Source organism: Streptomyces cinnamoneus, assembly GCF_002939475.1.
In the GTDB taxonomy this organism is placed as follows: domain Bacteria; phylum Actinomycetota; class Actinomycetes; order Streptomycetales; family Streptomycetaceae; genus Streptomyces; species Streptomyces cinnamoneus_A.
In genome coordinates this window covers 2,422,661-2,445,377 of the sequence record NZ_PKFQ01000001.1, presented here as the reverse complement: position 1 = coordinate 2,445,377, position 22,717 = coordinate 2,422,661, and the positions used below count along the sequence as shown (strand labels likewise).

At 73.2% G+C, this 22,717-nt stretch carries 16 protein-coding genes and 1 tRNA gene; 9 read left to right on the top strand and 8 right to left on the bottom strand.

What is annotated here, in order from left to right:
• Positions 1-58: 58 nt before the first annotated feature.
• The 3 genes from CYQ11_RS29940 to CYQ11_RS10335 are packed head-to-tail and all read left to right on the top strand — an operon-like array spanning position 59 to position 3,995.
• Positions 59-2,410: an AICE element replication initiation protein gene (locus CYQ11_RS29940; protein ID WP_205041813.1), complete on the top strand. Its 2,352-nt coding sequence runs from the start codon at positions 59-61 to the stop codon at positions 2,408-2,410.
• Positions 2,411-2,427: 17 nt separating this feature from the next.
• Entirely contained in the window at positions 2,428-2,607 is a 180-nt protein-coding gene (locus tag CYQ11_RS10340; protein WP_099200859.1) for a helix-turn-helix transcriptional regulator, read from the top strand.
• A complete protein-coding gene (locus tag CYQ11_RS10335; protein WP_099200479.1) occupies positions 2,607-3,995 on the top strand; it encodes a tyrosine-type recombinase/integrase in 1,389 nt (462 codons plus the stop codon). The genes CYQ11_RS10340 and CYQ11_RS10335 overlap by 1 nt, the downstream gene beginning before the upstream one ends.
• Before the next feature lie 174 nt (positions 3,996-4,169).
• Here CYQ11_RS10335 and CYQ11_RS10330 read toward each other — a convergent pair.
• Positions 4,170-4,242 (bottom strand) — tRNA-Arg (locus CYQ11_RS10330).
• A 305-nt stretch (positions 4,243-4,547) separates the two neighbouring features.
• On the opposite strand from CYQ11_RS10330, the gene CYQ11_RS10325 reads away from it, so the two are divergent.
• The 6 genes from CYQ11_RS10325 (at position 4,548) to CYQ11_RS10295 (ending at position 13,455) form a co-directional block, all read left to right on the top strand.
• Positions 4,548-6,173: a dynamin family protein gene (locus CYQ11_RS10325; protein ID WP_099200860.1), complete on the top strand. Its 1,626-nt coding sequence runs from the start codon at positions 4,548-4,550 to the stop codon at positions 6,171-6,173.
• Between the two features lie 267 nt (positions 6,174-6,440).
• Entirely contained in the window at positions 6,441-8,378 is a 1,938-nt protein-coding gene (locus CYQ11_RS10315; RefSeq protein WP_099200481.1) for a GTPase, read from the top strand.
• A gap of 197 nt (positions 8,379-8,575) precedes the next feature.
• Positions 8,576-9,163 (top strand): single-stranded DNA-binding protein, encoded by a 588-nt coding sequence (locus CYQ11_RS10310; RefSeq protein WP_099200482.1) that lies wholly within the window; start codon positions 8,576-8,578, stop codon positions 9,161-9,163.
• A 237-nt stretch (positions 9,164-9,400) separates the two neighbouring features.
• Positions 9,401-10,816, top strand: coding sequence for a Cys-Gln thioester bond-forming surface protein (locus tag CYQ11_RS10305; RefSeq protein WP_099200483.1), 1,416 nt, complete (start codon positions 9,401-9,403; stop codon positions 10,814-10,816).
• 223 nt (positions 10,817-11,039) lie between these two features.
• The gene (ettA, locus tag CYQ11_RS10300; RefSeq protein ID WP_099200484.1) at positions 11,040-12,704 is read left to right on the top strand and encodes an energy-dependent translational throttle protein EttA; all 1,665 of its coding nucleotides are present in this window, start codon (positions 11,040-11,042) and stop codon (positions 12,702-12,704) included.
• Positions 12,705-12,738: 34 nt separating this feature from the next.
• Positions 12,739-13,455 carry a DUF8010 domain-containing protein gene (locus tag CYQ11_RS10295; protein WP_099200485.1) on the top strand — a complete coding sequence of 239 codons (717 nt, stop codon included), beginning with the start codon at positions 12,739-12,741 and terminating at the stop codon, positions 13,453-13,455.
• Between the two features lie 19 nt (positions 13,456-13,474).
• On the opposite strand, the gene CYQ11_RS10290 is transcribed toward CYQ11_RS10295, so the two are convergent.
• The 7 genes from CYQ11_RS10290 to CYQ11_RS10260 form a co-directional block, all read right to left on the bottom strand.
• Positions 13,475-13,879: a globin gene (locus tag CYQ11_RS10290; RefSeq protein WP_099200486.1), complete on the bottom strand. Its 405-nt coding sequence runs from the start codon at positions 13,877-13,879 to the stop codon at positions 13,475-13,477.
• Between the two features lie 82 nt (positions 13,880-13,961).
• Positions 13,962-15,044 (bottom strand): FHA domain-containing protein, encoded by a 1,083-nt coding sequence (locus CYQ11_RS10285; protein ID WP_099200487.1) that lies wholly within the window; start codon positions 15,042-15,044, stop codon positions 13,962-13,964.
• A gap of 85 nt (positions 15,045-15,129) precedes the next feature.
• Positions 15,130-16,512 carry a vWA domain-containing protein gene (locus CYQ11_RS10280; RefSeq protein ID WP_099200488.1) on the bottom strand — a complete coding sequence of 461 codons (1,383 nt, stop codon included), beginning with the start codon at positions 16,510-16,512 and terminating at the stop codon, positions 15,130-15,132.
• Between the two features lie 131 nt (positions 16,513-16,643).
• A complete protein-coding gene (locus CYQ11_RS10275; RefSeq protein ID WP_099200489.1) occupies positions 16,644-17,792 on the bottom strand; it encodes a protein phosphatase 2C domain-containing protein in 1,149 nt (382 codons plus the stop codon).
• A 3-nt stretch (positions 17,793-17,795) separates the two neighbouring features.
• Positions 17,796-20,375: a serine/threonine-protein kinase gene (locus CYQ11_RS10270; protein WP_099200490.1), complete on the bottom strand. Its 2,580-nt coding sequence runs from the start codon at positions 20,373-20,375 to the stop codon at positions 17,796-17,798.
• Positions 20,372-21,694 carry a coiled-coil domain-containing protein gene (locus tag CYQ11_RS10265; protein WP_099200491.1) on the bottom strand — a complete coding sequence of 441 codons (1,323 nt, stop codon included), beginning with the start codon at positions 21,692-21,694 and terminating at the stop codon, positions 20,372-20,374. Before CYQ11_RS10265 ends, CYQ11_RS10270 begins: the two co-directional genes overlap by 4 nt.
• A gap of 45 nt (positions 21,695-21,739) precedes the next feature.
• Entirely contained in the window at positions 21,740-22,708 is a 969-nt protein-coding gene (locus CYQ11_RS10260; RefSeq protein ID WP_099200492.1) for a glutamate ABC transporter substrate-binding protein, read from the bottom strand.
• Positions 22,709-22,717: the final 9 nt, after the last annotated feature.

The window sequence follows — 22,717 nt, the reverse complement described above, 5'->3', positions numbered from 1 at the left end:
AAGGAATTCCGCCCGCCCCGGTCTCCAGTCCCGATCAAAGAAACAGGAGACCCTCAGCATGCCCTATCCCGAACCTGGTGCACCCGACGCCACCGCTTTGTGGGCGAGTGCGCAGGTCACCGCGCTCGCCGCGAACATCAGGGACTGGACCGTCCCCGAGTACGGCTGCACCGAGTGGTCGCAGCTCTCCGCTGACGACCCTCGCCGCGCGGCCGCCATCATCGAGGCAGCCGAGCAGTGGCGCCGCCACGTCGCCGAACAGGCCCGGCTCGACCGGCTCGCCGAGGATGACCCCGACCGCTGGTTCGCCGAGGTCACTGCGGACGCCAACGCGTATGCCCGGAAGATCGCCGGATCGCTCGCCCGTACGCCTACCGTCGCCGAGCTCAAAGCTCGCCGCGCGGACACCGGCCGTATCTGGGAACAGAAGGCCACACCCGGGGTGGCCCCCGATCCGGATCCCCGGTGGCGGCGGTCGCTGCCTCACCTACAACGGCGACACGGAGGCGGCGGCGTGACGCCCGATGCCACCGTGCGCAACCTGATGCCCCTGCCTGTCAGCGAGCTCCCCGCCGACTGCGAGGCCATCGAGCCTCCGCCCGCCCTGATCAATGAGGATGGGAAGGGCAAAGGCCCCTCGCAGGCGTCTCAGCTCGTCGCCCTCGCCCGCCAGCGCTACGACGTCTTCATGTCCGAGGACGGCAGGCCCTACGCCGTCACCCAGGGCGGCCCGAACATCGCCCTGCCTCTGCGTGGAAAGGCTGGCCTGCGCTCCCAGCTCGCCCGCCTCTACACCGACGTCACCGACGGCAACGTTCCCTCTCAGTCCGCCCTGGCCGACGCCATGACCGTCTTGGAAGGAGTCGCCGCCGTGGCCGAGCCCTGCACCCCGCAGTTGCGTACCGCCCGCCACGAGGACCGCATCGTCGTCGACCTCGCCACCCCCGACGGCCGCTGCGTCCTCATCGGCCCCGACGGCTGGGAGCGTAGTCCCCGCTCGCCGGTTCTCTTCCGTCGCTCCGGTGCCATGAAGGCTCTCCCCATGCCCGTCCGCGACGGCGACGGCCTGGCCAAACTGCGAGGCCTGATGAACACCAGCGACGAGGGATTCCACCTGCTCGTTGCATGGCTGGTCGCCTCGTTCATCCCGGACCTGCCTCACCCGATCCTCACTTTCCGAGGTGAGCAAGGCACCGGCAAGTCCAAGGGCGCCGCCATGGTGATCGGCATCGTCGACCCCTCCGGCGCTCCGAAACGGACCGCACCGCGGGACGTGAAGTCCTGGGCGACGCAGGCCTTCAACTCCTGGGCACTGTGTATCGACAACGTCTCGTACATCCCGGACTGGTTCTCCGACGCGCTGTGCCGAGCAGTGACCGGGGACGGAATCGTCGACCGTGCCCTCTACACCGACGATGACGTCGTGGTCCTGGAATTCCGCCGGGTGTTGGCCATGACCACTATCGACGCGGGCGCCCTCGCCGGAGATCTCGCCGAGCGTCTGCTCACCATCGAGCTGCACACCATCCCGGACCGGAACCGGCGAGAGGAAGCCGAGCTGGACCGTGCGTACCGGGACGCCCACCCTGCCGTCCTCGCCTCGCTCTTCGACCTCCTCGTCGAAGTCCTGAGGGTCCTTCCCGAGGTGGAGCTCACCCACCGCCCACGCATGGCCGACTTCGCCCGCGTTCTGGCGGCAGTCGACCACGTCACGGGCTGGGACACCCAGGGCAGCTACCGTGCCACTGCCGCCGATGCGGTCGCCGATGTTCTGGAAGGCGAGCCGTTCGCTCGTGCAGTAGTCGACCTCGTCCGCGCAGCCGGCCCCGCCGGGGTCCGTATGACCGCGGGCGACATCCTGAAAAAGGTCGCCACCCCGGAGAAGCTCCCGAAGAAGTGGCCCAAGGACGCCACCCGCGCCGGCGGTCAGCTTAAGCGTCTCGCTCCCGCGCTGAGGGCGATCGGCATCGACGTGGACGATACGGAGCGTGAACCCGACGGCAACCGCTCCCGCCTCTACCGGCTCACCTCATTAGAGGGAAGCCGCATTCCAGCACCCGGAGCACCCGCAGCGCCCGGAACCGCAGATGACCAGCATGAGCGCCCGGGGGCTGACAATGAGCCCAGCACCCGCACAGCGCCCGGCAGCACTCGTGAGCACCCTGTTCCGGGTGCTGCGGGAGCTGCACCGGGTGCTGAGGCGACGCCAGCACCCGGGATCCGCTTCCCCTTTGAACAGCGGGAAGAGCCGCTGGCGGGTGCTGCGGGCACTCCGGGTGCTGAGTTGCAGCACATCTCTGTTTCGACCGTCCTCTGCGCGGTCTGCCGCACTCCGATTGACCCTTCCCTCGTCACGCAGGGTGCAACAGCTCACCCCTGCTGCGAGCCGAGCGAGAGGACGGCGCAGTGACGACGTCCACCTCCGGCATGCGGTCGATGCTCACCCTCGCCGAGCTCTGCGCCGAACTCCGGATCTCTCCATCGACCTTCTACGACTGGCGCGCGAAGGGCCGCGCGCCGCGCTGCATCAAGCTCCCGAACGGAGACCTCCGGATCCGCCGCAGCGACTTGAACACCTGGCTCGACGATCGGGAGGACCGAGACTGATGGACACCACGTACAACGTCAAGGTCTGGAAGATCGGGACGCGCAAGCAGGCCCGCGGCACCACGTACACGGTCCGCTGGACATTGGACGGCAGGGAATGGCGGGCCCCGTTCGTGACACGCGCCCTCGCCGATGCGTTCCGCTCCGAGCTCGTCAGCGCCACCCGGCGGGGCGAGGCCTTCAGCCTCACGACCGGGCGGCCTGTATCTCACCAGTCCGGGGCGAGCGCCGTGAACTGGTACGACTTCGCCCTTCGGTTCACCGACGCTCAATGGGCTCGGACTTCGGGGAACAATCGCAAGAACGTCGCGAAGGCGCTGATGACGACCACCGTCGTGCTCCTGCGTGCCCAGCCGAGCAGCTTCAAGCCCATTGATGTCCGCAGGGCCCTGCGGGAGTGGGCTTTCAACACCAAGCGTCGCGACTCGGCCCCGGCCGACGTCGTGGCGATCCTCAGGTGGATCGAGCGGAACACCCTCACCATGGCCGCGTGGGAGGACCCTCGTAAGGTCGAGGAGGTGCTGAATGCCCTGGCCACCAAGCTGGACGGCATGCCCGGGGCCGCATCGTCGGCAAAGCGCAACCGCCGGATCCTGAATGTGGCCATGGAGTACGCGGTCAAACACCGGATCCTGCGAGAAAACCCCCTTCCGAAGGGCAGAGGGACTTCCCCCAAGACGTCGTCGGCCGTGGACAAGCGCTGCTTGGTCAACCCCGCCCAGGCGGGGGCGTTACTCGGCTGGATCTGGCAGCGCCCTCGCGGGGGCCGGCGGCTGCACGCGTTCTTCGCCACCATCTATCTCGCCGGGCCACGGCCGGAGGAAGTCGTGGCGATGCGCGTACGGGACGCGATCCTGCCGGCGGAGGATGCCGAGGATCAATGGGGGGAACTGCTCTTCCATACGGCACAGCCCGAGGTCGGCAAGCAATGGACCGATACGGGTGACGTGCACGAGGAACGCGGGCTGAAGGGCCGAGCCACCGATGACACCCGGACCGTGCCTTGCCGCCCGGCCCTGGCGAAGATCCTGCGCGACCACATCGAGGCGGAGGAGCTGAAGTCCGGCGACTTGCTGTTCCCCGGCGAGAAGGGCGACCTGCTCGCCGGGTCGGTCTTCCGCCGGGCCTGGCGCTCCGCGCGAGGGAAGGTCCTCACCCCGGACGAGTACGCGTCGCCGCTCGGCAAGCGCGTCTACGACCTGCGGCACACCTGCCTGACGACGTGGCTCAACAACGGGATCCCGCCTGCCCAGGTCGCCGAGTGGGCCGGCAACAGCGTTCCCGTTCTCCTCGCCACGTACGCACGATGCATCTCCGGCCAGCTCAAGGACCTGCAGAAGCGCATCGAGGCTGGTGACGATCTCGCGGACCTGTACGGCGGGGGCTGACCGCCGACGGGAAACGCCACCGCGTATCCACCGTGGCCACCCGCAGACGCCCGGTGACAGCCGGAGGCAGCCGGACCCTCCCGGAGATCGCCCGGGGGAGGTCCGGTGCCCGGCAGTGCGGCCGTACGTCGTCTGACCAGCAAAAAGGCCCTCCCCAAGGGAGGGCCTGCGGTGCGCCCCCGGCAGGACTCGAACCTGCGGCCAAGCGCTTAGAAGGCGCCTGCTCTATCCACTGAGCTACGGGGGCCGGTGTGTGCGGCGGTCGCGGACGGCTGAAGCCCCGGGCTCGGTGGTGCCGTGACCTTGCCGGGGACAAGGATAGGGCTCCGCGTACCTCGTCCCGGTTGCTTCACCTCCGTAACACGATGTGGAGGTTCGGTGAAGCGGTCCTGATAATCGCAGGCAGGTGCGATTTTCGCATCGTTTTTGACGCCTCAGTCGCCGGGTGTTGTCTACTCGTTATGCCTGGGCCCCTTGCGCCACGCCTCACGCGACAAGGGCTATACGCTTCAAAAACACACCAGAATTGGGCATTCTGCACGTGTGGCGACCTTGGACGTACGGCCCCGGCTCCTTGACGCGCTGTCCGCGCTGCGTGACCGCGTGGACGCCGCACGCTTCCCGCTCCCCCTCCCAGGCGCCGCTCGCGCCCGGCGGAACCGGGACGAGCTCCTGGCGCAGCTCGACGACTACTTGGTGCCCCGCCTGTGCGCCCCCGAAGCTCCGCTGCTCGCGGTCGTCGGGGGATCCACCGGGGCCGGCAAGTCCACCCTCGTCAACTCGCTCGTGGGGCGTCGGGTCACTGAGGCGGGCGTGTTGCGGCCGACAACCAGAACGCCAGTTCTGGTGTGTCATCCCGACGATCATCACTGGTTCGCCGGTCCGCGTGTGCTGCCCAAGCTCCAGCGCGTATGGGTGCCCGCCCAGGAGAGCACCGCCTTCGACCCGGAGGCGCTGGACGGCTCAGGGGGCGCGGAGGCGCACGAAGAGAGCGAGAGTGAGCCGCTCGCGCTGCGCATCGAGACCGATCGCGCGCTCCCGCACGGCCTCGCGCTCCTCGACGCGCCCGACATCGACTCCCTCGTCGCGCACAACCGCGATCTCGCCGCCTCACTGATCTGCGCCGCCGACATCTGGGTGCTCGTCACCACCGCCACCCGCTACGCCGACGCCGTGCCCTGGCACCTGCTGCGCACGGCCAAGGAGTACGACGTCACCCTCGTCACCGTCCTGGACCGGGTCCCCCACCAGGTGGCCGTCGAGGTGTCCCGGCAGTACGACGCGCTGCTGGAGCACGCCGGCCTGGGCGACGTGCCCCGCTTCACCATCCCCGAGCTGCCCGAGTCCGCCGACGGCAACGGGCTGCTGCCCGCCACCGCCGTCGCCGGGCTGCGCGACTGGCTCGCCCAGCGCGCCGAGGACCCCGCCGCGCGGACCGTGGCGACCGCCCGTACCGCGCGCGGCGTGCTCTCCTCGCTGGGCTCACGGCTGCCCGGCCTCGCCGGCGCCTCGGCCGTCCAGCACGCGGCCGCCGTCCGCCTGCTGGCGCGCGTCGAGGACGCGTACGGGCGTGCCGCCCGGCGCGTGCGGCGCGAGGTCGAGGCCGGCGAGGCGCTCGCCGGCGACGCCCTGACCCACTGGCGCGGCTATCCCCACGACAGCAACCCCGACGAGCTCCTCACCTCCCTCACCGCTTCCCTGATCGCCCTGCTCAGCTGTGCCGCCGACGCCGCCGACGAGGAGATCGCCGCCGGCTGTGCCGGTGACCCGGCGGCCGAGGTCGCGCTGGCCCCCCGCGACCCGGACGGCGCGAGCGCGCGCATCGGCGTGGCCGTGCGCCGCTGGCGGCGCTGCCTGGAGGAGATCGCCCAGGAGGAGGTGCGGGCCGCCGAACGCGACCGAGGTACCGAGGCCGAGCGCACGGCCGCGCTGCTGGGCGCGGCCCTGCTCGGCGGCCGCAGGGCGGCCGCCGCCGGCGAGACGCTGGCCGAGACGTTCGGGGCCGGCATCGCCCTGCGGTTGCGGGACCGGGGCGGGGAACTGCTGACCGACTGCCTTGAGCGGGTGCTCGACTCCGAGCGGGACCGCAGGGCGGCCCCCCTGGAGGCCCTGGAGATGACCCCCGACCACCAGGTCGAACTCATCGCGGCGCTGTCCCTGTTGCAGAAAGAGAGGTGACTTCACTTGCCAGCGCAGCCGACCCCGTCGACCGCTGACGCGCCCGCCCACGCACCGGTCCACGCACCGGTCGACGTGGCGATCGACGCGGCAGCCGACGCAGTGGACGACGCGGCAGTCGACGGAGCATCCGTCGCGGCGTCCGATGCGACGCCTTCCACGCCTTCAGCGTCGTCAGCACCTTCAGCGTCTTCGCCCTCCGCACCGGCCCCGGCGTCCGAGGCGCCACCCGGTTCCGCCGATGCCGCCCCGCCGCGCCTCGGGGCCGTGTCGGCCCCCACGTCTCCCCGCCGCGGCGACCGCGTCTGGAACGACGGCCTGATCGCCCGCCGCACCCGCCCCGCCCCCGTCACCCGGCCCCTGCCGCCACCCGAGCGCCAGACTCCGCCCGTACGCCCCTCCGCGCCGCGCGCGCCCCGCGGCATGACCTCGCCCGCCGGGCAGGCGCTGCGGCCCAGGCTCGACGCGCTGCGCGAGCTGGTCGGGCTCTCCCGGGCCCGGCTGGACCGGCGGACCCTCGCCGAGGCGGGGCGGGTGCTGGAGGAAGCGGCGGCCCGGCAGCGGCACTCGCTGGACCTGACGGTCGTGGCCATCGCCGGGGCGACGGGCAGCGGCAAGTCGACGCTGTTCAACGCGCTCGCCCGCGCCCAGCTCTCGGAGGCGGGGGTGCGGCGGCCCACGACCGCCATGCCCGTCTCCTGCGCCTGGACCGACCGGGCCGACGGGCTCCTCGACCGGCTCGGCATCCCGGCCCGCGCCCGCCGGCAGCCGGTGCGCCCGTACGACCCCACCCTCAGCGGCCTGGTCCTGCTCGACCTGCCCGACCACGACTCGGCGGCCACCGGTCACCGCGAGCAGGTCGACCGGTTGCTGGGGCTGGTGGACGCCGTGATCTGGGTGGTGGACCCGGAGAAGTACGCGGACGCCGTGCTGCACGAGCGCTATCTGCGGCCCCTGGCGGGATACGCGGAGGTGACGTTCGTCGTCCTCAACCAGGTCGACCGGCTGACGGGCGACGCCGCCGACCAGGTGCTGGACGACCTGCGGCGGCTGCTGGACGAGGACGGGCTGGCGCTCGGCGAGCACGGCGAGCCGGGGGCGGCGGTGCTGGCGCTGTCGGCGCTGACGGGCGCGGGCGTCGGCGAACTGCGGGAGGCGCTCGGACTGTTCGCGGCCCGGCGCTGCGCGGCGGAGATGCGCCTCACGGCGGACGTGGACGGGGTCTCGTCCCGGCTGCGCGCGGCCTACGTGGCGGACGGGCGCCCGGGCCTGACCGAGTGGGCGCGTCAGGAGTTCGAGGACCGGCTGGCCGAGGCGGTGGGCGCCCAGGCCGCCGGCCTCGCGGCCGAACGGGCGTGGCGGCGGGAGGCCGAACGGGCCTGCGGCTCGTCGTGGGCGCGGTTGCGGATGTGGTGCGAGCGGCGCGGCAAGGGCGCGCCGGGCACGGCCGGCGACGGCGCGGGCGACGGCGAGCAGACGCTCGTGGCGGGCGTTCCGGTGCCGCGCCGCACGGCGTCCCGGCCGTTGGTCGAGCGGGCCGTGAGGGCCCTGGCGTACGAGGCCTCCGCCGGGCTGCCCGGGCCGTGGGCCCAGGCGGTGCGGGAGGCGGCCGGGCGCGGCGCGGAAGGCCTGGCCGAGGCCCTGGACGAGATCGCCGCGTCGGCCGCCGCGGACATGGTGGCGGGCGCCGCCGCGGGCGCGCGGCGCCCCGGTGGCGGCGGTGCCGGTGGCCGGCACGGGGGCGGCGGCCGCACGGGTTCGTGGCGTACGGGCGCCGGGCACGTGGCGCCGGAAGCGGAGGACTCCGGCCGGGCGACGCTCCGGCGGGGGCGCGCCGCCGGAGCGGGGGCGTCGGAGCGGCCCCGGTGGTGGCGGGCGCTCGCGACGGGGCAGAAGACCCTGCTGGCCGTGCAACTGCTGGGCACGGCGTGGTTCGCGGGCGCCTGCGTGGGGGAGCTCGGCGGGCCCTGGTGGGGGCCCGGCGCACTGATGGTCGGCGGCGCCGCGACGGCCCCGGTGCTGGGCTGGGGCGGACGGCTGGCGGCGCGGGGGCCCGCGCGCGGGTTCGGACTGGAGACGGAGCGCCGCCTGCGGAGCGCGGCGGCGGTGTGCGGCCGGGCGCGGGTGCTGGAGCCGGTGGTGGCCGAGCTGCTGCGCTACCGGGAGGTCCGGGCGCAGTACGTGATCGCGGCGGGTGAGGTGTGAGGGCTGGGGCCTGCGGGCTCGGCTGATGCCTCTGGTGCGCCTGAGGGTGACCGGGTTTTCCCCAGCCAGCTGCTGGTCCACAGCCCTCAGCGCACCGTGACGATCGCGGGCACCATGAGCTCACAGGCCGGGTCACAGGCGGCGATGTGACGGCGTGACAGGGGTGGCCCGGCCGGCCGACGGGGGAGGCGTTCGCAGTGAACGAGACACTGGTGACGGTCGTGGGCAACGTCGCGACGCAGCCGGACTTCAGGCAGGCGGCGAACGGCTCGGCCGTCTCGCGGTTCCGGCTGGCGGCCACGGTGCGCCGCTGGGACCGCCAGCGACAGGAGTGGGCGGACGCCTACACGAGCTTCTACACGGTCTGGGCGTGGCGGGCGCTGGCGGCGAACGTGGTCGGCTCGGTGTCGGTCGGAGAACCGCTCATCGTCCAGGGGAAGTTGAGAATTCAGGAGCAGGAGCGCGAAGGAAAGCGGTGGTTGTCGGCGGACATCGACGCCGTGTCCATCGGGCACGACCTGGCGCGCGGCACCTCGGCTTTCCGGCGGGTGGTTCCGGCGAAGCCGCTGCCCGTGGATCCGGTGCGGATGGCCGGCGCTCAGGGCGGTTCGCCGCCCGGGGGACGGCGCGACGCTCCACGGGCGATGCCGTACGACTCACCGGGCGCCCCGTCAGACCGGCCGCCGAATCCCGGCCCTGACGCCCCGGAAGTGCTTCCGGTCCTGGTCGGCGGGGGTGTCGAGGTGCCGCCGGCGGAGGAGCAGGCCATGGCGGCGCCCCTCTGAAATGGGGGGTTTGTCCCGGCGATTTGTCGATAATCCCAGGTCGAACCGCCTTAAGCGATAACGATTCCGATTCGGATCGCTTATGCGACGTCATGAGTGGGGATCGCCTTCTGCCCGCTCCTTAAGATCCCCTCCATAGCAACGGGGGCTACTGCGTTTTGAGTTGCCCGGAAGGGCGCGTCCGCCATGGCCCACAGCCGGCCCTCGCGTGACACGCGCCCGCCCGAAAGGAAATCCATGAACTCTGTGAAGAGGCGGGGTGCGGCTCGCCTGGCCGCGGCCGTGCTGGCGTCCGGCCTGGCCGTCGCCGGCACCGTCGCCGGGGCGGGTTCCGCGGCGGCGGACGACGCACCGCACAACCAGGGCGGTGTCACCGCGACGCTCGGAAAGATAACGGCCGGCGGCGGTGCCGTCGTGCACGACCGCCGCAAGACGGGCCCGGTCATGGCCGGTCTGTTCGAGATGAAGGTCGACGGCGGCGGCACGCTCCAGACGTACTGCATCGACATCCTCACCAATACGGTCGACGGCGCCAAGTACAAGGAGACGGGCTGGGGCGAGTCGTCCCTGCACGACAACAAGAACGCGGGCAGGATCCGCTGGATCCTCCAGCACTCCTACCCCCAGATCAACGACCTCGCCGCCCTCTCCAAGGACTCCGGCGCCGGAGTCCTCGACGCGAACACCGCGGCCACGGGCACCCAGGTCGCCATCTGGCGCTACTCGGACAACGTCAACGTGGAGGCGAAGAACCCCGCGGCCGAGAAGCTCGCCGACTACCTCTACGAGAGCGCCAAGGACGTCGAGGAGCCGAAGGCGTCCCTCACGCTCACCCCGCCGGCCGTCTCCGGCAAGCCCGGGCAGCGCATCGGCCCGGTCACCGTGCACACCAACGCGGGCAGCGTCGCCGTCGCCCCCTCCGGTGACGCCGTCGCCAAGAACGTGAAGGTCGTCGACGAGGCCGGCAAGCCGGTCATCACGACGGCCGACGGCGGCCGGCTGTTCTTCGACGTGCCGGCCGGGGCCCCCGACGGCTCCGTCTCGTTCAAGGCCTCGGCCGCCACCAAGGTCCCGGTCGGCCGCGCCTTCATCGGCGACCACACCAAGACCCAGACGATGATCCTGGCCGGCTCCAGCGAGAGCACCGTCTTCGCCACCGCCACGGCGAACTGGGCGTCGAAGGGTGCGATACCCGCCCTGACCGCCAAGAAGGACTGCGCCAAGGGCGGCGTGGAGATCACCGCGGAGAACAAGGGCGACCAGCCCTTCGTCTTCGAGCTGGACGGCAAGACGCACACGGTGCAGCCCGGCGGCTCCGAGACCACCCTGGTGAAGGTCGGCGAGGACCAGGCGTACAAGATCACCATCACCGGGCCCAACGGCTTCTCGAAGACGTTCTCCGGGATCCTCGACTGCAAGACCGCCGAGGGCGGCAGCGCCGGCGGCGCGGGCGGCGGCGCCGGCGGCGCCGGTACGCCCTCCGCCTCCCCGAGCCCCGCGACGGGCGGCGTCGCCACGACCGGCTCCACCACCGGCGGCGACCTGGCCAGCACCGGCAGCAGCAGCACGACCCCCGTCATCGCGGGGGTGGCGATAGCCCTCATCGTGGCCGGCAGCGGCGCCGTGTACCTCCTGCGCCGCAGGAAGGCCTAGCCGAGAGGGGGCCCGGCGGGACGGAGGGGCCCCGCCGGGGAAGGCCTGACGGAAACCCGCGCCCACGGTCGGTGACCGGGCATCGCCCGCCGGTCACCGGCTCGCGGGCCCGTCGGCCGCAATGCGTTTCCGCCCAGGGCTTCCGGTACGGCAAGATGGGGTGTATCTGCCCTCCCGCGGCGGAGCCGCACATTGGCCCTTCTCGATTGCCGGACGGTTTCTCTTGGCTGAGTACATCTACACCATGCGCAAGACGCGCAAGGCGCACGGCGACAAGGTCATCCTCGATGACGTGACGCTGAGCTTCCTGCCCGGTGCGAAGATCGGTGTGGTCGGCCCCAACGGTGCCGGTAAGTCCACCGTCCTCAAGATCATGGCCGGTCTGGAGCAGCCGTCGAACGGCGACGCGTTCCTGTCGCCGGGCTACAGCGTCGGCATCCTGATGCAGGAGCCGGAGCTGGACGAGTCCAAGACGGTGCTCGAGAACGTCCAGGACGGCGTCGCCGAGGTCAAGGGCAAGCTCGACCGCTTCAACGAGATCGCCGAGCTGATGGCGACCGACTACTCCGACGCGCTGCTCGAGGAGATGGGCAAGCTCCAGGAGGATCTGGACCACTCCAACGCCTGGGACCTCGACGCCCAGCTGGAGCAGGCCATGGACGCGCTGGGCTGCCCGCCCGCCGACTGGCCGGTCGTCAACCTCTCCGGTGGTGAGAAGCGCCGCGTCGCGCTGTGCCGCCTGCTGCTGGAGGCCCCCGACCTGCTGCTCCTCGACGAGCCCACCAACCACCTCGACGCCGAGTCGGTGAACTGGCTGGAACAGCACCTGGCCAAGTACGCGGGCACCGTCGTGGCGATCACCCACGACCGCTACTTCCTCGACAACGTCGCCGAGTGGATCCTCGAGCTCGACCGCGGCCGCGCGATCCCCTACGAGGGCAACTACTCCACCTACCTGGAGAACAAGGCCTCCCGTCTGAAGGTCGAGGGTCAGAAGGACGCCAAGCGCCAGAAGCGCCTCAAGGAAGAGCTGGAGTGGGTCCGCTCCAACGCCAAGGGCCGCCAGGCCAAGTCCAAGGCGCGTCTGGCCCGTTACGAGGAGATGGCGGCCGAGGCCGACAAGATGCGGAAGCTGGACTTCGAGGAGATCCAGATCCCGCCGGGCCCGCGTCTGGGCTCCGTCGTCGTCGAGGTCAACAACCTCTCCAAGGCGTTCGGCGACAAGGTCCTCATCGACGACCTGTCCTTCACCCTGCCGCGTAACGGCATCGTCGGCGTGATCGGCCCGAACGGCGCCGGCAAGACCACGCTCTTCAAGATGATCCAGGGCCTGGAGAAGCCGGACTCCGGCTCCATCAAGGTCGGCGAGACCGTCAAGATCTCGTACGTCGACCAGAGCCGCGCCAACATCGACCCGAAGAAGACGCTGTGGGCCGTCGTCTCCGACGAGTTGGACTACATCAACGTCGGCCAGGTCGAGATGCCGTCCCGCGCCTACGTCTCCGCGTTCGGCTTCAAGGGCCCGGACCAGCAGAAGCCGGCCGGCGTGCTCTCCGGCGGTGAGCGCAACCGCCTCAACCTCGCGCTCACCCTCAAGCAGGGCGGCAACCTGCTGCTCCTCGACGAGCCGACCAACGACCTCGACGTCGAGACCCTGTCCTCGCTCGAGAACGCGCTGCTGGACTTCCCCGGTGCCGCTGTGGTCGTCTCCCACGACCGCTGGTTCCTGGACCGGGTGGCCACGCACATCCTGGCCTACGAGGGCGACTCCAAGTGGTTCTGGTTCGAGGGCAACTTCGAGTCGTACGAGAAGAACAAGATCGAGCGCCTGGGCCCGGACGCGGCCCGTCCGCACCGCGCCACCTACAAGAAGCTCACCCGGGGCTGATCGTGGCGCCCCACCACGAGGAGGCCGTCGCCGCATGACGCAGCGGCTTTCCTTCGCCGACGCCGGAGAGGCGGCCGACCTGGCCGCCTTCCTGGCCCGGCTCATCCACTACGACCGTGCCGCCGCCGTCCGGCTCCAGGCCGGCGGCGGCGTGCTCGGCGTGTTCGGCCGCCCGCCGTCGTTCGAGGTGCTCGCCATCCGCACGGCCCGGCTGACCGGCCACGCCCTGCTGGACGTCACCGTCTCCGCGGGCCGGCTCGCCGACGCCATCGACGGGGGAAGCCCCCTGCCGGACGGCGGCCTGGAGGTCACCGTCCCCGAGACCGTCACCGGCCCGCCCTGGGCCGGGGTCCTGCCGCCGCGCGGCGGCTGGCGGCGGGTGCCGGGGCTGCCCGGCACCGAGGCCGTGCGCGGGGCGGTCAGCGCCGCGGTGGCGGAGTTCCGCGCCCGGGACAAGGCGCTGCCCGAGCAGCGCCGCACCCGTGCCGAGCGCGACCGCATGGGCCGGGAGATCTGGTCGCGGACCCTGGGCGAGACCGGACTGCCCCTGCGCGCGGTCCACGCCGCCCAGTCGCTGGGCTTCCTGCGGCCCGTACCGGCCCAGGCGGGCGCCGGCGGCGGCGTGCCGTCGCCGTCCGGAGCGCTGGACCTCTTCGCCGCACGCGGCTGGCTGCGCCTGCGGACGCCCTACGGCTCCATCGCCGTCAGCACCGGCGGCGGCCTCCGCGACCTCACGGTCACCCCCGCCTGAGGGGGACCGGCCGCCGGGCTCAGCCCGCCGCGTTGACCATGGAGGCGGCGGCGTACGTCAGGTAGTCCCACAGCTGCCGCTCGTGCTCGGGGGCCAGGCCCAGCCCGTCCACCGCGTCCCGCATGTGCCGCAGCCACGCGTCGTGCGCGGCGCGGTCGACGGTGAAGGGCGCGTGCCGCATCCGCAGCCGGGGGTGGCCGCGGTTCTCGCTGTAGGTGCGCGGACCGCCCCAGTACTGGATCAGGAAGAGGACGAGGCGTTCCTCGGCGGGGCCGAGGTCCTCCTCCGGGTACATGGGCCTGAGCAGCGGGTCCCCGGCCACACCCTGGTAGAAGCGGTGGACCAGGCGCCGGAAGGTCTCCTCGCCGCCGACCTGCTCGTAGAAGGTCTGCTCCTGAAGCGTGCCGCGCGGAATCTCTTTCACGCCTCCATGGTCTCAGACGCCCCGGCCGAGGACCGGCGCCTTAGGACCATTCCCGGCACCCGGCCCCCGCCCGCGCGGCGCCTCAGTCCCGCCGCACCGTGATCGTCGTCCACGCGCCCACGTGCACCCGGTCCCCGTCCTGGAGCGGCACCGGCACATAGGGCTGGATCGGCTCCTCGGAGCCGTTGACCGTGGTGCCGTTGGTGGAGTCCTGGTCGACGACCGCCCAGTCGCCGTCCGGCTGCTGGACGAGCATCGCGTGCTGGTGCGAGACGCCCGGGTCCTCCGGCGGCCTGGACAGGTCGATGTCGGGGGACTCCCCGGTGCTGTGCCGGCGGCGGCCGATGGTGACCTGGTGCCCGCTGAGCGGGAAGCGCAGCTCGGGGGAGTAGGCGGGCAGGTTCAGGCCCGCCGCCTCGGGGCCGCTGCGGTTCATCATCGCCAGGAAGTACTCCCGGTCGGGCGCGACCACGGCGACCCAGCCCGCGGACTGCGCGGGCACCCCGGGCGACGGCGGCACCGGCCGGGGCGCGCCCTCGGCCACGGACTGCGCACCCTGATGCTCGTACGACGCGTACGCCCCGTACGGCTCATGCGCCCCGGGCGCGTCATAGGGCTCGTACCCGTACCCGGGCTGGGCGGGCGGTGCCGGCGGGGCGGGGGGCGCGGCCGGGGCCGGCGGTGCGGCGGGGGCGGACCGCGGAGGGGACAGCACCCAGTCGTCCTCGGCGCTGCCGTAGCCCTCGTGGGACTCCTGGGGCTCCAGCGGTTCCGCCGGGCGGTTGATCCGCGACGGCCGCGAGCCGTGGTAGTCGAAGCTCTGCGGAGGCTGGGTGTGCTGGGACGGAGGCGGCGGGGCCGACTGGAAGCCCTGCGCCGACGGGGGCGGCGGCGCGTAGGGCGTGGCCGACCTGGTCAGGAAGTTGTAGCGGCACTCCTCGCAGAAGGGTGCCTGCGCCTCCCGGGGCGTGCGGCACTGCGGGCACAGCTCCGCCTGCACTGTGGGGTCGCCGCCGCCGGGCGGATAGCCGTAGCCGCCACCGGGCGGCGCGGGCGGGGGCGGGGGAACGGCACCCGGGGGCCTTGCCGGCCCCGACATCCGGTGGCCGCACACCTCGCACCAGTCTTCGGCCTCCGACTGGTGGCCGTTCGGGCAGGTCGGCATGTCGGTCGATTCCCCCTCTAGCGCCGTGTCGACAAAATCCCCGCGCGGACGACAGGTCGTGCGCGGACGAGCCGTTCGCTCTACTTCACTTCTTCACGCGGACGGTTTTGGTGGAGCGCGTCTCCAACGTCATCTCCGCCTCCTCCGAGACCTTCGCCTTCAGCCGCACAGTACCGTTCGCCGCGTCCACGACGTCCACCACCTTGGCCAGCAGCTTCGCGGTGTCCGCGTGGCCCGAGCGGCTGGCCAGCTGCACGGCCCGGCCGAGCTTGGCGGTGGCCCCGTCGAGGTCCCCCGACTTGCGCAGGTCCAGGCCCTGTTGGATGGCCTGGGCCAGCTCGGCCTGGCCGGTGTAGTGGGCGACCTGCGGGTTGAGGGCCGTCGACGCCACCAGGTCGTCCGTCCACACCGCGCGCACCAGCCCCTGCGCCAGGACGTGCGGGGGCGCGCCGTCGGGAGTGGGCAGGACCAGGGAGACGCGGGCGGCGAGCATCTCCTGTCCCACGTGGGCGCTCGGCACCCGCACGCAGACGTGGTAGTCGCGGGACTCGTCGCCCCAGGAGCCGGTCGGGTAGTCACCGGCCCGCGGGCCGGCCTCCCGGCGGCGGTCGCTCAGGTCCTCGACCGTGGGGGCCACCTGTTTGACGAACACCACCTCGGCGCCCTGCGGGGTCCACAGCCGCAAGGAGACGTCCCCGACCTCCTTGCCCATGACCGCCTCCATCATGCGGGTGAAGTCCTCGGCGAGGCCGGCCGGATCGGCGACGATGTCGGCGCTGCCGAGCAGGGCGGAGGCTATGCCGGTGACCTCCTGGACCTTCCAGTCCGTCCCCACGCCGCGCGCGTCGCAGGTGAACCTCCCCGCGCAGGCGTCCAGGGAGGCCCTCAGGGCATCCGGCTCCTCGTGCTCGTTGCGGCCGTCGGTGAGCAGGATGCCGTGGCGTATGGAGGCGTCGGAGGAGGACAGCAGCCGGTCGGCCGTGCGCAGCCACGTGCCGATGGCGGTGCCGCCGCCCGGACTGAGCTTGCGCAGCGCCTCCTTGGCCTGCCCCCGGGTCGTGGCGTCGGCCACCGCGAGCCGCCCGCCGGCCGGATAGACCTCCCGGGCCTGGTGGGTGCCGGCGACGACGGCGAAGGCGACGCCGTCGCGCAGGGCGTCGACGGCGGCGGCCGTCGCCTCCCTGGCACTGCGCATCTTGGCCGGCGGATAGTCCATCGAGCCGGAGCAGTCGACCATCAGCACCACGGCCGCGTCCGGCGCGGGAGCGCTCAGCGGGAAGGCGGACGGCGAAGGGGACGCCGAAGGCACCGGCACCGCCGGGCCGCCGCCGTCCGCGGTGACCGTGACGATCGCGTTGACCTCGCGGCCGCCCTCGGGGAGGTTGACGTTCTGGTACACCTCGACAGAGAACCCCGGCACTCCCGGATGCGTGAGTCCCGCCCCCCGGCTGCCCGTCCGATCCGCCATCTGATCCGCCTCCTTCGTACTCCCCGTGGTCCGAGCGGTGGTGCTCACATGGGCGTGCGGCGGGCGGACGGCCATGCGGGCCCCCAGGAAGCCGGCACCGCCTTACGATCCCCCCGTGGACGCTCGGGCCGTCAGGCCGATCCTGCCCCCTCGGGCCGGGCCGGGAACGGCAGTACCGCCACTGTTACGTTGTCGTGGCCCCCGCCGTCCAGGGCGTGGGCGAGCAGACGCCGTGCGCACTCCAGCGGCCGGGAGCGGGCGTCGGGGGGCACGATGGCCGCCATGTGCTCGGCGGACTCGGCGTAGTTCCACAGGCCGTCCGTGCAGACGATCACCACGCCGGGCCGGTCGGGATGGTACGAGGCGGTGTGCGGCTCGACCTCGTAGGCGTCCGCCCCGAGCCAGCCGGTGATCGCGTGGGCGCGCTCGTCGGCGTAGGCCTCGGCCTCCGACATCAGGCCCGCGGCCACCATCTGCGCGGCCCACGAGTCGTCCTCGGTGAGCCGGGCGGGCTGGGTGGAGCGGTCGTCGGGCACCCAGTAGGCGCGGCTGTCGCCGACCCAGCCGACCGTCAGCAGGTCGCCGGTGACGACCGCGCTGACGATCGTGCAGGCGGGCGCGTTCTCCTGGCGGTAGCGGTCGTGCTCGCGGGCCTCGGCGGCGGTGGCCGCCAGCGAACTGACGGCCTCGGCGGCGCGGACCACGGCGTGATGGGTGGCCTCGCGCGGCGGGGTGCCCCCGGCGAGCGCCGTCGTCAGCTCGTCGTGGGCGGCGGCACAGGCGGCGGCCGACGCCTCGTCGGGCCGGGCGGCGGAGGAGACCCCGTCGCTGACGACCGCGACGACGACCGGCGGCCCGTCGGGGAGGTCGGTGGTGGACACGGTGAACGCGTCCTCGTTCCGGTGGTGGCGCAGGCCGCGGTCGCTGACCGCCGCGACGCCTGCCGACTCGTGCTCCATGTGATCCCGTTCGTGCGGCTGTGCTTGCCCGCAGTGTTCGCAGTACCCGTCGTTGTCGATCATGCCCGACCGGCAGGCCGGGCAGGCCCTGCCGGTGCCGGCGCCGTGGGCCGGCTGGGCGGGCACGGCGCCGCCCGGCGGGGCGGCGCGGTGGTCGTCCGCTCCCCGGACCACCGGCGTGTCCGTCCGCCGCCACCCCGTGTCGCCGGGGGGTGGCGCCGCCGACAGGTCCGCGCCGCAGCCGCCGCAGAAGTTGTCGGCCGGCTCCAGTGGCTCGTGACAGACGGGGCACGCCGTCAGCTGTGGGGGCAGTTGCGACATCGATCACACCCATGTCCTGGGGCGGTAACGGTTGGCCCGTTCCACCAGTTCGATCCGTTCCTCACCGCGCTGGGCGAGCCGGGCCAGCACGCGGTACGAGCGTTCCAGCCCGAACCGCAGGCCCCGCTCGTCCAGGGCGCTGCCGAGCAGCGGCCCGGAGTCCGGCGGCGCGCCGCCGGCCGTGCCGCCGCCGGACAGCACCCAGTCGAGGGCGGTGCCCAGCACCTCCGTCGCCAGTTGCTCGCGCCGCACCGCGTCCAGCCCGAAGTCCGCGAGCCGCTCCACCTGCCCGGCGGCCGCCCGCAGGTCGTCGCCCAGCCGGGCCTCCCGCGGGGAGCGCTGCCGCAGCCGGGCGCGCACGGCTGCGATGCGCGCCGCCGTATAGTGGATGGACGCCTCCGACACGGACTCCAGCGCGCTCACCCCGCCGGCCCGGTCACCGGCGGCGAGCCGCACCCGGGCCAGCGCGAAGGCGGCGCTGACGAAACCGGGGTCGGTCGACCACACCAGCCGGTAGTACTCGGCGGCGTTGTCGAGCTGGCCGAGCGTCTCCGCGCACACGCCCAGCGCCAGCTTCGGGGCGGGCTCGCCGGGGAACGCGTCGTAGACGGCGTCGAAGGACAGGGCGGCCCGCTCGTGGTCGCCGGTGGCGAGCGCGTGGACGCCCCGGTACCAGATGGTGCGCCAGTCGTCGGGCCGGGCGGCCTCCAGCGCGGCGAGCGTCTGCGCCGCCGGCTCGTCCTCACCCAGCTCCAGCCGGGCCCGGACGCGGCGCAGCCGCAGTTCCGGCGAGTCCACGGGGGCGGCGCGCAGGGCGGCGTCCAGCTCGGCCGGCTGGGAGGCGAGGAGCCCGGCCAGGAAGCCCGCGTTGGGGTCGTCGGCGTCGACCCGGGGGAGCGGCAGGGCCAGCGCGGCGGCCCGCGCGTCGAGGGGCGCGACGGCCACGGCGGCCGCGCCGCCCGCGGGCACCGGGCCCGCGGCCGGCGCGGCGGCGGCCCCCCGCGCCCGACGGCTCGTCACCCGCGCGCCCAGCGCCGAGACGTCGTCGGTGCGGGCCCGGAAGAGCGCGGTGTCCACCACCTTGGGCTCCGGCCCGAACAACGTGGACAGCGCGGGCCGGGGCGTGCCCGTCTGGAGCGCCACGATCTCCCGCAGCACCCCCGTCAGCTGCTCCGCCATCTCGTCGGCGGACGCGAACCGCCGTGCCGGATCGGGGTCGGTGGCCCGCACCAGCAACCGGTAGAAGGACTCGTAGCGGCCGAAGACCTCGATGTGGCCCGGGTCGGGCAGACTGGCGGCGAAGACGTTCGTGTAGCCCTGGAAGTCGAAGGTGAGCACGGCCAGGGTGCGCGCCACCGTGTAGAGGTCGGAGGCCACCGAGGGGCCCACCTCGGCGACCTCGGGGGCCTGGTAGCCGACCGTGCCGTAGATGGGGCTGTCGTGGTCGTCCATGCGGCGGACCGCGCCCATGTCGATGAGCTTGAGCTGGTCCTGCTGCTGGATGGCGTTGTCGACCTTGAAGTCGCAGTAGAGCAGGTTGCGGCTGTGCAGGTGGGCCAGCGCCTCCAGGGCCTCGATGCCGTAGGCGCACGCCTGCTCGACCGGCAGCGGGTCGCGTCTGCCGTCGGGGGCGCGCCGGTCGTTGGCGATCTCCTTGAGCGACTTCCCGCCCACGTACTCCATGACGATGTAGCCGTCGAGGCTGCCGGTGCGCTGGTCGAGGTGCTCGACGAAGTTGTAGATGCGCACGATGTTGGAGTGTTCGATCTCGGCGAGGAAGCGCCGCTCGGAGACGGCGGCGGCCAGCGCGTCCTCGTCCCCCGTGTCGAGCAGGCCCTTGAGCACCACCCACCGGTCGGAGACCGCGCGGTCGATCGCCAGGTAGATCCAGCCCAGTCCGCCGTGCGCGAGGCAGCCGGCCACCTCGTACTGGCCGTGCACCACGTCGCCCGGGTGCAGCTTGGGCACGAACGAATACGGGTGGCCGCACTTGGTGCAGAAGCCCTCGACGCGCCCGGGCCGGTCACCGCGCGCACGCCCCACCGCGGCACCGCAGTCGCTCCTGCTGCAGAACCGCTTGCGCTCGGGCACCTCCGGGTCGGCCAGCACGGCGGTGCGCGGATCGGGCCGCGGCACGCCCGGCATGGCCACCAGGCCGGCGCCCAGCCGGTGCCGGCCGGACGAGCCGCCGGTGGACTGCCGGCCGCTGCGCACCGACACCGACGGCGGGCCCGTGCCCTCGGTGTCGGCGGAGGCCGACAGGGACAGCCGGCCGGACACCGAGCGCCGCGAGCCCGACGACCGGGAGGAACGTCCCGAGCCGGCCGAGCCCCGCCGCGACGGTCCGGACGAGGAGCCGGAACCGGAACCGGAGGACGAACGGCCGGAACCCGGGCCGACCTGGCCCTCGGCCACGGCCCCGCCCCGCCCGCCCGGGCGCGTGACGCCCGTGGCCGGCGAGGAGAGCCGCCCGCCCGGCGAGACGACCGGGGCGAGCCCGCAGACGTCGCAGTACAACTCGCCGCCGCCGACGTCCTCGTACGAACCGGCGCAGTCCTGCCGCTGACAGCTCGTGCCGTTCACGCGTCCCCCCTGTGGTCGGCGGGCCCCGCGGCGGCCGGCCCGGCCGGCGGGTCCGGCGTGCCCGTCACGGCCCGCTGGTAGCGCAGGACCGCGTTCTCCGCGGCGACCAGGTCGCAGGGCGCGCTCCACAGCATGCGCCGCGCCACGTCGTACCGCTCGACGACGAAGAGGTCCTCGGCCAGCCCGAGCCGCGACGCCTTCGCCCTGTACGCGTCCAGGCGGCCGCGCAGCTCGGCCCGGACGGCCAGGGGCGCGGTCACCGCCGTCAGCGACTCGCGGGCCCGCAGCAGCTCCTCGTCGGCCCGCTGCTCCAGGCCGTCCAGGAGCGGCGAGAGCCGGTGCCACCGGGCGTGCCTGCGGTGCTCGGCGGCGGCGGACAGCTGCTCGTACAGCGCGGTGGGCGGCCCGGAGACGGCCGGCACCTCATAGGCGGCGATCTTCGAGAGGACCTCGGTCCGCGCCAGGCGGGCCTCGCCGAGGGTGCGGTCGGCGCGCGAGAGGACGTCGCGCACGCGCATCAGCCGCTGCTCGGCGTCCTGCCGGACGTCCAGCACGGCTTCCACCTCCCGGCGCACGTCCTCCAGGGCCCGGGCGGCGCGGTCGTAGCGGGTGGTGTCGGGGCGGCCGCCACCGGGGGCCGCGCTGGGGGAGGCGCCGGCCCAGAAGGCGAGCGGATCCGATATCACCTCGGATCGCAGCGCGGCCAGTTCGCGGGCGATCTCCTCCAGGTCGTCGCCGGAGGGGTGCTCGCCCGGACGCACGCCCACGGAGTGGGCGAGGGCGCGGGTGCGCTGCAGCTCGGCGGCGAGCAGGTCGATGCGGGCCGGCAGCGCGGACCAGACGGCGTCGGCCGTGACGACCACGTCCAGCGCCTGGGCGTACCAGCCGTTCATCCGCTCGACCAGCTCCGTCAGGCTCATGCGCTCGCTGAGCCGGGCGGCGGGGCCCAGGGCGAGCGCGGTGGCCGCCGGGGGGCCGGAGGGCAGGATCAGGGCGGTGCCCGAGAGCAGGTCGGTGAGCTCGGACAGCTCCGTCTGGGTGGGCCAGCGCCGGCGGCCGCGCAGCTCGCGGGCCGACTCCAGCGCGTCGGTGTAGGCGTCGAAGTACACCCACAGCTGGGTGATGAGCTGCTCGGTGGCCGTCCACCGGCTCAGGGTGGTGCCGTTCAGCTCGGCGCCTTCCAGGAGCCGCCGGCCGGCGTGGTCCTGGAGGGCGAGCAGCGAGGACTCGACGGCCTCGTGCTCCGCGGCGAGCCTCGCCAGCGCACGGTCCACCTCCTCGCGGCTCAAGGCCGGCCCGGTGGGCCCCGCGACCGCCATCGATCCCCTCTCCTGTCGTGTCCGCGGCGCGCGCCGCAGGGTCCGTCAGTCCTTGTACTTCGGCTGCGGCGGCGCGGTGATCCCCTTGAGGTCGGCCGCCAGCCACTTGCGGTAGGCCAGCATCCAGGGGCTGTCGTCGCCGCCGCGGCGATAGTCCTCCAGTACTGCGTTGACCCGGCGTACCAGGTCTTCGTCGCCCAGGTTCATCGCCACGCCGTACGACTCGGTGGTGAACGGTTTGCCGACGAGTCGCACGGACGGGTCCTGGGCCGCCTGCCCGGCGGCCAGCGCGCTGTCGGTGATCACCGCGTCGACCTGTCCCAGCTGGAGCCGCACCAGGCAGTCGAGCTGGTTGGGCACGGTCAGCACGGAGGCGCCGTGCGACTCGTGCCTCAGCTCGCTCTCGCCCGTGGAGCCCTTGGCCGTACAGACTTTCTTCCCCTTCAGGCTGTCGTCGAACGCCGTGACCGGTGAGCCCTTGGGGGCCAGCACCTGCTGCCCGGCCTCGAAATAGGCCGTCGAGAAGGCGACTTGCTTGATCCGGTCGCAGTTGATGGTCATGGTGCGCGCGATGATGTCCACCTTGCCCTTTTCCAGCGCGGGTATGCGCTGGTTGGTGGGGATCGCCAGAAAGGTGACCTTGTCGGGGTCGCCGAGGACGGCCTTGGCCACGGCCCGTACGAGGTCGATGTCGAAGCCGCTCAGCTCGCGGGTGGCCGGGTCGCGGTAGCCCCAGCGGTAGCTGTTCTGGTCGACGCCCGCGATCAGCCGGCCGCGGTCCTTGATGCGCCGTACGGCCGGGCCGTCGGTGGTCCGCGGCCGCAGGCTGGCCTCCGGGTCCGCGCACGCGGCGGACGCCGGGCCGGCCGGCGGGCGGGCCGCCGCGGGGGCCGCCCGGTGAGCGCCGCCGGCGTCCGCGGGGACCGGCCACAGCACCGCGGCGGCCACCACGGCCACCGCGCACGGCGCGGCCCGCACCGCCGCCGCGACCGCTCCCCCGGACCGCCCGCCCATGCCCCCGCC